The sequence below is a fragment of the Pseudomonas sp. genome (assembly GCF_037994325.1).
Taxonomy (GTDB): Bacteria; Pseudomonadota; Gammaproteobacteria; order Pseudomonadales; family Pseudomonadaceae; genus Aquipseudomonas.
The window spans coordinates 1-8555 of record NZ_JBBNAH010000108.1 but is presented as its reverse complement, the minus strand read 5'-3'; the positions used below and the strand labels follow the sequence as shown (position 1 = coordinate 8555).

9 protein-coding genes are annotated in these 8555 nt (G+C 59.1%); 7 read left to right on the top strand and 2 right to left on the bottom strand.

The features are described 5' to 3' along the window. Together AAAB16_RS03515 and AAAB16_RS03510 are read right to left on the bottom strand one after the other, a co-directional pair. On the bottom strand, positions 1 to 1765 hold a 1765-nt coding region (locus AAAB16_RS03515), incomplete at its 3' end, for an AsmA family protein (RefSeq protein ID WP_340662089.1). Between the two features lie 151 nt (positions 1766 to 1916). Further along, positions 1917 to 2315, bottom strand: a complete 399-nt coding sequence (locus AAAB16_RS03510; protein WP_340662088.1) for an acetyl-CoA sensor PanZ family protein — start codon at positions 2313 to 2315, stop codon at positions 1917 to 1919. 163 nt (positions 2316 to 2478) lie between these two features. Between AAAB16_RS03510 and AAAB16_RS03505 the strand changes: the two genes are divergently transcribed. The 7 genes from AAAB16_RS03505 (at position 2479) to AAAB16_RS03475 (ending at position 8552) form a co-directional block, all read left to right on the top strand. After that, complete coding sequence (locus tag AAAB16_RS03505; RefSeq protein ID WP_340662087.1) at positions 2479 to 4137, top strand: OFA family MFS transporter; 1659 nt, start codon at positions 2479 to 2481, stop codon at positions 4135 to 4137. 262 nt (positions 4138 to 4399) lie between these two features. Continuing rightward, entirely contained in the window at positions 4400 to 4993 is a 594-nt protein-coding gene (hisB, locus tag AAAB16_RS03500; protein ID WP_122493343.1) for an imidazoleglycerol-phosphate dehydratase HisB, read from the top strand. Beyond that, a complete protein-coding gene (gene hisH / locus AAAB16_RS03495; protein ID WP_340662086.1) occupies positions 4993 to 5631 on the top strand; it encodes an imidazole glycerol phosphate synthase subunit HisH in 639 nt (212 codons plus the stop codon). The genes hisB and hisH overlap by 1 nt, the downstream gene beginning before the upstream one ends. Then, complete coding sequence (locus AAAB16_RS03490) at positions 5631 to 5891, top strand: DUF2164 domain-containing protein (protein WP_340662085.1); 261 nt, start codon at positions 5631 to 5633, stop codon at positions 5889 to 5891. The genes hisH and AAAB16_RS03490 overlap by 1 nt, the downstream gene beginning before the upstream one ends. A gap of 40 nt (positions 5892 to 5931) precedes the next feature. Beyond that, positions 5932 to 6669 carry a 1-(5-phosphoribosyl)-5-[(5-phosphoribosylamino)methylideneamino]imidazole-4-carboxamide isomerase gene (hisA, locus tag AAAB16_RS03485; protein ID WP_340662084.1) on the top strand — a complete coding sequence of 246 codons (738 nt, stop codon included), beginning with the start codon at positions 5932 to 5934 and terminating at the stop codon, positions 6667 to 6669. A gap of 86 nt (positions 6670 to 6755) precedes the next feature. Continuing rightward, a complete protein-coding gene (gene hisF / locus AAAB16_RS03480; RefSeq protein ID WP_340662083.1) occupies positions 6756 to 7526 on the top strand; it encodes an imidazole glycerol phosphate synthase subunit HisF in 771 nt (256 codons plus the stop codon). 270 nt (positions 7527 to 7796) lie between these two features. Continuing rightward, on the top strand, positions 7797 to 8552 hold the full coding sequence (locus AAAB16_RS03475; protein WP_340662082.1) for an ABC transporter substrate-binding protein: 756 nt from the start codon (positions 7797 to 7799) through the stop codon (positions 8550 to 8552). Positions 8553 to 8555 lie beyond the last annotated feature (3 nt).

Here is an 8555-nt window from a genome sequence, read left to right as displayed (position 1 = left end):
CTTTGCACAGTTGTTGTTCGAGATTGGCGTCAATCAGCGCGCCGTCGCTCAGGGCAAAGCTGGCGTTGCCGTTGAGGCCTTCGATCCAGGCTTTTTCGCTGTTGCCGCTGGTGCTGATGTCGGCGTTGAGGTCGAGCAGGCCGCGCACTGGTGGTTTTTCTTGCTGGGTTTTCAGCAGTTTCTCCACCGGGATGCGGCTGATGTGTTTCTGCGCTTTGAGCAGCGGCACGGCCGGGCGTACGTCGAGGCTGGCGGTGGCGTTGAAGTTGCCGTTGTAGAGCTCGCCACGCACGGTTTCCAGGGTCAGCAGGCCGTCTTTGCCGTTGGCTTTGATACTGGCGTTTTCGATCGGCAGTTTGTCGAAGGTGAGCAGGCCCAGGCCGATGTTTACGTCGGCGTTGAGTTTGCGCAGTTGGTCGATTGGCAGCACCGGCTGTTCGCTCCAAGCCTGTTGGCTGGGCGGGGCGGGCAGGTCGCTGTTGCCGTCTTTGCCGGCGCTGGCCAGGGCGCCGCTGACTTCGTTTTGGCGGCTGGTGCGGGCTTCGTCATTCTTGGCTTTGGCGGGCAAGTAGTTGTCGAGGTTGAGCTTGTCGCCTTTGAGCTGAACGCTAATGGCCTGTTTGGCCAGGTCGGTAACGGCCAGGCTGCCGGTAAAGGCGCTTTCGTCGACTTTCAGTTTCAGTTCGTTAAGGGTCAGGCTGTTGGCGTTGCCTTGCAGGCGGGTGACCAGTTCGACCTTGCTCAGGGCATTGAAGTCGGCGCTGGCAGGTGCCGGATGGCCGATGCCGTCGAGGAATTCGCGCAGGTTGAACTCGGCAATGGATAGGCCGCCGGTGAGCTGCGGTTCTTTGTCCAGGTCGCGCACGTTCAGCTCGCCTAAGGCGCGCATTTGGTTGGCGGAGAATTTCAGGCCGTTCCATTCGGCAATCTGTGCGCCTTGGTCGAGCAGCAGTTGGCCTTGGGCGGCGAAGGTCAGGGTTTTGCCGTTGAGGGGCTCGCCCGAAGCTTCGCCAGAAAGCTTGAGGTCTTCGAACTGGTAGCGCTTGAGCGCACGGTCGAAGCGCAATTGGCCGGCCAGTTCGGTTTTGGCGCGGATCACCGGTTGGTTGGTGCCGAGAAAGGCGGTGAGTTTCACCGGGATATCGGCGCCTTCGCGGATGGCGCCGGTAGTCAGCTCAATGCCTTCGGCGCTGAATTGCTGGCCGCTCTTGGCATCTTTGTAGTCGATGCGGGTGTTGGCCAGAGTCAGGCTGTCGATATCAAGCTTGAGTGGCTGCGATGGCTTGCTGTCGGGCGTGCCTGTGTTGCCTGGCGGCGTGGTGCTGGCGCTCTGGTCGTTGTCGGCGCCGGCGGCAGGCTTGGCCGGGCGGCCGATATCTTGCCAGTTGCCGTGGCCTTGCTCGTCGCGGCTCAGGGTCAGGTTAAGGCCGTCGACTTTGATGTCGCTCATTTGCACTTCGCGGCGTAGCAGCGGCAGTACGCGCACCGACAGGCCGATCATGCGCAGGTCGGCAAATGGCTGGGTCGGGGTGCTGGCGCTGGCCAGGGTGGCGTCGTGCAGTTCTAGGCCAAGCCAGGGGAACAGGCTCCAGCCGATGTCGCCGTTGAGGGTCAGCTCAAGGTTGGCCTTGTCGAGGGCCAACTGGCGGATTTCGTCTTTGTAGTCGTTGGGATCGAACAGGTGGGTAAGGGCAAAGCCCAGTGCCACGAGGATCAGCAAGACTCCGAGGAAAAACAGACCCAGGATTTTGCCAAACGATTTCATGGACGATTCCTTTTATTTGAAATGGACGGCGAGAGGCGGGAAAAACCGATGCCGGAGTATACCGCCGACCAGCGGTCAGGGTGGGCTGGAGGATTGGATGGGCACACCGGGCGGTGGTTCCACTGCTGTGCCCGGTGCTGGCGGCGCTCAGTTACAGCTTTTCCAGCGGCAGGCCGGTTTTGGCGGCTAAAGCTTGGCTTTCCAGGTGGCCGTCAGGCGCAGCCAAGTGCAGGGTTTTGCCGGCTTCGCCTGCCAGGCGTTGGGCTTCTGCCAGCAAGCGCCGAGCAACCCCGCGCTGGCGGGTAACGCTGCGCACGCACAGGTGCGAAAGGCGCCAGTGGTTTTGCTCCTTTTCGATCAGCGCAGCGGCCAATAACCGCTCGTTGAAGCGTGCGGCGAGAAAGCGGCGCCGAGCGATGCCGCTTTCGATCAGTGCTTCGCGGCTGGCGAAGGGGGCGAGCAGCCACTCGGGCGCATCCTGATAGATTTTCTGCAGGTCGATTAAATCCTGACTGCTGGGTTCAATTATTTCTTCTGCAAGTACTGGCATGCCTGGTGTAGAGCCTCTGGGTTGGCTTTGATATGGATCAAATGTGCGTTATGCAACAAATGGTACGCGCAAACCTAGTCGTCGTACCTCCGCTAGCCTATCCTTTCGCGTTGTACAGCTTTGCCTTGTATGCCAACACTAAAAAATAAAGAGAGATCCTCTAATGAGTGACGCCCTTGCAGTAGGCAGTGGCGCAGCGAAACCTGCGTTTCTGTCAAAAGAGCGGATCATCGCCGCTCCTGGTTTCAACCGTTGGCTGGTGCCGCCTGCGGCACTGGCCATCCACCTGTGTATCGGTATGGCCTACGGTTTCTCCGTGTTCTGGCTGCCGTTGTCCAAAGCCATTGGTATTACCGCGCCGGTGGCGTGCGGTGCTGACCTGGGCTTCTTTGAGCAAGTATTTGCCAGCAATTGCGACTGGCAGATCTCCATGCTCGGCTGGCTTTACACCCTGTTCTTCGTGTTTCTCGGTTGCTCGGCTGCCATCTTCGGTGGTTGGCTGGAACATGCCGGCCCGCGTAAGGCTGGTGTGGTTTCCGCAGTGTTCTGGTGCGGCGGTCTGTTGATTTCCGCGCTGGGCGTTTACACCCACCAGATCTGGCTGATGTGGCTAGGCTCTGGGGTAATTGGCGGTATTGGCCTGGGGTTGGGCTATATCTCGCCGGTGTCGACTTTGGTGAAGTGGTTCCCGGACAAGCGCGGTATGGCGACCGGTATGGCGATCATGGGTTTCGGTGGTGGCGCCATGGTGGGTGCACCGTTGGCCGCACAGCTGATGACCTACTTCGCTAGCCCGGAAAGTGTCGGTGTATGGCAAACCTTCGTGGTGATGGCCGTTATCTACTTCATCTTTATGATGGGTGGCGCACTGGCGTACCGCGTACCGCCAACCGGTTGGAAGCCTGAAGGCTGGACTGCACCGGTGAAAAAGGCCAACAACGAGATGATCACCAAGGGCCACGTGCACGTCAGCAAGGCCTGGAAAACCCCGCAGTTCTGGCTGGTCTGGGCTGTGCTGTGCCTGAACGTATCGGCCGGTATCGGCATTATCGGCATGGCTTCGCCGCTGTTGCAGGAAGTGTTTGCCGGCAAGCTGATCGGTAACCACCTGAGCTTTGGTGAACTGAACGCTGAGCAACTGACGCAGATCGCGATCATCGCGGCCGGCTTCACTGGTTTGCTGAGCTTGTTCAACATCGGTGGACGTTTCTTCTGGTCGTCGTTCTCCGACGTCATCGGCCGTAAAACCACTTATTTCGTGTTCTTCGCCCTGGGCTTTATGTTGTACGCCCTGGTGCCGTGGACTGGTCACCTGGGTAGCGTGGCGCTGTTTGTGTTCAGCATCTGCTTGATTCTGTCCATGTACGGTGGTGGTTTCGCCACTGTGCCGGCCTACCTGGCTGACTTGTTCGGTACGCAAATGGTCGGTGCTATTCACGGTCGTCTGCTTACTGCCTGGGCCTTCGCCGGTATCCTCGGCCCGGTGCTGGTGAACTACATCCGCGAATACCAACTGAGCATGGGTGTGGCCAAGGCGGATGCCTACGACATCACCTTGTATATCCTCGCCGGTATGCTGGTGCTGGGCTTTATCTGCAACGCCCTGGTCAAGCCGGTGGACTCCAAGTACTTCATGACCGACGCTGAACTGGCTGCCGAGCGCGCCATTGGCCACGACGTGATCTTGAGTGCTGCTGACCTGGAGTGGAAAGCCAACCCAGCAAGCAAGCCACTGGTGATTGCTGCCTGGCTGGCGGTGGGTATCCCATTGGCTTGGGGTATCTGGGTGACGCTGCTGAAAACCGTGGTGCTGTTTAGCTAAATTCAGCTAGAGCGCTACACAACAAAGCCGGCCTCAGTGCCGGCTTTGTTGTTTATCGGTCGAGGGTTTCGGGGCTAAGGCCGGGCCAGGCGCCCCGCAGCTTTTAAGCGCAGCGTACTTGAGTACGTGAGCATTAAAAGTGAGGACGCAACGCCGCCTGGCCGACGACCCGGAAGCCGGTTGTAACGGTATGGCTTCAAGGTTGCGAGGTTGTCGGCCTATAATGCCGGCCCTTTTGCACAATGATTTCGTGGAGCTGGTGATGGCCGAACGTACGGCGTCCGTCGAACGCAACACTCTGGAAACCCAGATCAAAGCGTCGATCAATCTGGATGGCACCGGTAAAGCTCGCTTTGCCATTGGCGTGCCTTTTCTTGAGCACATGCTCGACCAGATCGCCCGCCATGGGTTGATCGACCTGGATATCGAAGCGCAAGGCGACCTGCATATCGACGACCACCACATGGTGGAAGACGTCGGTATCACCCTCGGCCAGGCCTTTGCCAAAGCCATCGGCGACAAGAAAGGCATCGTCCGTTACGGCCATTCTTATGTGCCGTTGGATGAAGCCTTGTCCCGCGTGGTGATCGACTTTTCCGGTCGCCCGGGCCTGCAAATGCATGTGCCGTATACCCGTGCCACCGTGGGCGGCTTTGATGTCGACCTGTTCCAGGAGTTTTTCCAGGGTTTTGTTAACCACGCCCTGGTCAGCCTGCATATCGACAACCTGCGCGGCTACAACACCCACCACCAGATTGAAACCGTGTTCAAGGCCTTCGGCCGCGCCCTGCGTATGGCCGTGACCCTGGATGAGCGCATGGCTGGGCAAATGCCGTCGACCAAGGGTTGCCTGTAATGCAGACGGTTGCAGTCATTGACTACGGCATGGGCAACTTGCACTCGGTGGCCAAGGCCCTTGAGCACGTGGGTGCGGGTCGGGTGCAGATCACCAGCGACGCCACTGTCATTCGTGAGGCCGACCGCGTGGTATTCCCAGGCGTTGGCGCGATTCGCGATTGCATGGCCGAGATTCGGCGTCTGGGCTTCGACAGCCTGGTGCGTGAAGTTAGCCAGGATCGCCCGTTCCTCGGCATTTGCGTTGGCATGCAAGCCTTGCTCGACCACAGCGAAGAGAACGGCGGCGTCGACTGCATTGGCCAATTCCCAGGCCAAGTACGTTTCTTCGGCAAAGACCTGGTGGAAGACGGCGAAGCGCTGAAAGTGCCGCATATGGGCTGGAACGAAGTGGCGCAAACCCTCGACCACCCGCTGTGGCACAGCATTCCTGACTTGGCGCGCTTCTACTTTGTGCACAGCTTTTATATCCAGGCGGGTAACGCCCGTCAGGTAGCCGGGCGTGGCCATTACGGTGTCGACTTCGCGGCGGCGTTGGCCGATGGCTCGCGCTTTGCCGTGCAGTTCCACCCGGAAAAAAGCCACACCCACGGCCTGCAGTTGTTGCAGAACTTCGCCGCCTGGGATGGTCGCTGGTAATGAGCCGCGGCAAGCAGAAGGCCCCAAGCCTGTCCCTGGAGCCGGCGCAGGAAGCGGCGGCGGTGGCCGTGCTCAAGCGTTTTCTCGAGGACCGTTTTGAGCTGGAGCTGGGCTCCTTTGAAGCCCAGGAAGTGCTTGAGGTGTTTACCCGCGAAGTGGCGCCACTGTTTTACAACAAGGCGATTAGCGATGTGCAGGCACACCTGGCTGACAGGTTTCTGAGTATCGAAAGCGACTTGTGGGCGCTCGAAAAGAGCTAAGCCCTTTCCCCGAATTTAAAGACTTGAGCAGGTTCGACTGATGCTGATTATCCCCGCAATCGATCTTAAAGACGGCGCCTGTGTGCGCTTGCGCCAGGGTCGCATGGAAGATTCCACAGTGTTCTCCGATGACCCGGTGAGCATGGCCGCGAAATGGGTTGAGGGCGGCTGCCGTCGTCTGCATCTGGTCGACCTCAACGGCGCTTTTGAAGGCCAGCCGGTCAATGGCGAAGTGGTCACTGCCATCGCTAAGCGCTATCCCAACCTGCCGATTCAAATCGGCGGCGGTATCCGCTCGCTGGAAACCATCGAACACTACGTCAAAGCTGGCGTGAGCTACGTGATCATCGGCACCAAGGCGGTGAAGCAGCCGGAGTTCGTCGCCGAAGCGTGCAAGGCGTTCCCAGGCAAAGTGATTGTCGGTCTGGATGCCAAAGATGGTTTTGTTGCCACCGACGGTTGGGCTGAGGTCAGCACCGTGCAGGTGATCGACCTGGCCAAACGCTTTGAGGCCGACGGCGTGTCCGCCATCGTTTATACCGATATCGCCAAAGACGGCATGATGCAGGGCTGCAACGTGCCCTTCACCGCCGCCCTGGCCGCAGCCACCAAAATTCCGGTGATTGCTTCCGGCGGTATCCATAACCTCGGTGATATCCGCGCCCTGTTGGACGCCAAAGCCCCCGGCATTATCGGCGCCATCACCGGCCGGGCGATTTACGAAGGCACGCTGGATGTAGCTGAAGCCCAGGCATTCTGCGACACATACACCGCGTAGGGTGTGCTATGCGCACCGCTGTTAACGGTGCCCAGGCACACTGTCCCGCATAACCTGTGCGCACCGCGCACCCTACGGAATTCGTTATGGCACTGGCAAAACGCATCATCCCTTGCCTCGACGTCGACAATGGCCGCGTGGTCAAAGGCGTCAAATTCGAAAACATCCGCGATGCCGGCGACCCGGTAGAAATTGCCCGTCGCTACGACGAGCAGGGTGCCGATGAAATTACTTTTCTCGACATCACCGCCAGCGTCGATGGCCGTGACACCACGCTGCATACCGTCGAACGTATGGCCAGTCAGGTGTTTATTCCGCTGACCGTGGGCGGCGGCGTGCGCACCGTGCAAGACATCCGCAACCTGCTCAATGCCGGTGCTGACAAGGTGTCGATCAACACCGCCGCCGTATTCAACCCCGAGTTTGTTGGCGAAGCCGCCTCGCGTTTTGGCGCGCAATGCATTGTCGTTGCCATTGATGCCAAAAAGGTCTCGCAGCCTGGCGAAACCCCGCGTTGGGAAATCTTCACCCATGGCGGGCGCAAACCCACCGGCCTTGACGCCGTGTTGTGGGCGAAAAAGATGGAAGACTTAGGCGCCGGGGAAATCCTGCTGACCAGCATGGATCAGGACGGCATGAAGAACGGCTTTGACCTGGGCGTTACCCGCGCCATCAGCGAAAGCGTCGGCATTCCGGTCATCGCCTCGGGCGGCGTTGGTAACCTCGAACACCTGGCCGCCGGCATTCTGGAAGGCAAGGCGTCGGCGGTATTGGCGGCGAGTATTTTCCACTTTGGCGAATTCACCGTGCCGGAAGCCAAGGCTTATATGGCCAGCCGCGGCATCGTCGTCCGTTAGTCCCTGTCGTCCCCGCGCAGGCGGGGACCCAGAATCGCCCGGTGAACACCGCCACCTACGCGCACGACCGTACGTATCAGAAATATTCGCTACACCTGCGTCTCCCCGCGAAGACGGTAACCCTGGTGCGCGCAAGAGCAGCAATCGGTTCTGGCTGCTAAGTTGCATGTTGTCCTGCACGGCACAGCCCGGGAGCAGCATAGGACCAACCCCTCTGGTCTTGCTCCCCAGCGCTGCGCCCCACATACCTTTAGAAGTAGAGAGACCTTAATGTACAAACGCTTGCTGCTTGCGCTGGCCAGCACCTTATTGGTGCTTGCCGGCAGTGCTCGTGCCGAAGTAGACCCTGATTACAGCGTCGTGCTGCTGACCGAAAACTTCCCGCCCTACAACATGGCCATCAACGGCAAGAACTTCGCTCAAGAAGACAATATCGACGGCATCGCTGTGGATATCGTCAAAGAGATGTTCAAACGTGCCGGGATTAAATACAGCCTGACCCTGCGTTTCCCTTGGGACCGTATCTACAAGCTGGCTCTGGAAAAACCAGGCTACGGCGTATTTGTGACCGCGCGCTTGCCCGAGCGCGAAGAGCTGTTCAAATGGGTGGGCCCGATCGGTCCGGATGACTGGATTATGCTGGCCAAGGCCGACAGCAAAATCGCCCTCACCAGCCTTGAAGACGCCAAGAAGTACAAAGTGGGCGCCTACAAAGGCGATGCGATTGCCGAGTACCTGACCGAGCACAAGCTTGAGCCAATCACCGCGCTGCGTGATCAGGAAAACGCGCAAAAGCTGCGCGACGGCCAAATTGATTTGTGGGCTACCGGTGACCCTGCCGGCCGCTACCTGGCCAAGCAAGAAGGCGTAACCGGTCTGCAAACCGTGCTGCGTTTTAACAAGGCGCAGCTGTACCTGGCCTTGAACAAAGAAACCCCCACCGAGGTGGTACAGAAGCTGCAGGGTGCATTGGACAAGATGCGAAGTGAGGGTTTCGTCGACGAAATCCTCAATAGCTATCTGTAGGAT

Bases quoted from the DNA above. Each gene is read 5' to 3' on its own strand.
- AAAB16_RS03510 (WP_340662088.1), bottom strand. From the start codon at position 2,315: ATGCCAGTACTTGCAGAAGAAATAATTGAACCCAGCAGTCAGGATTTA.
- AAAB16_RS03505 (WP_340662087.1), top strand. From the start codon at position 2,479: ATGAGTGACGCCCTTGCAGTAGGCAGTGGCGCAGCGAAACCTGCGTTT.
- hisB (WP_122493343.1), top strand. From the start codon at position 4,400: ATGGCCGAACGTACGGCGTCCGTCGAACGCAACACTCTGGAAACCCAG.
- hisH (WP_340662086.1), top strand. From the start codon at position 4,993: ATGCAGACGGTTGCAGTCATTGACTACGGCATGGGCAACTTGCACTCG.
- AAAB16_RS03490 (WP_340662085.1), top strand. From the start codon at position 5,631: ATGAGCCGCGGCAAGCAGAAGGCCCCAAGCCTGTCCCTGGAGCCGGCG.
- hisA (WP_340662084.1), top strand. From the start codon at position 5,932: ATGCTGATTATCCCCGCAATCGATCTTAAAGACGGCGCCTGTGTGCGC.
- hisF (WP_340662083.1), top strand. From the start codon at position 6,756: ATGGCACTGGCAAAACGCATCATCCCTTGCCTCGACGTCGACAATGGC.
- AAAB16_RS03475 (WP_340662082.1), top strand. From the start codon at position 7,797: ATGTACAAACGCTTGCTGCTTGCGCTGGCCAGCACCTTATTGGTGCTT.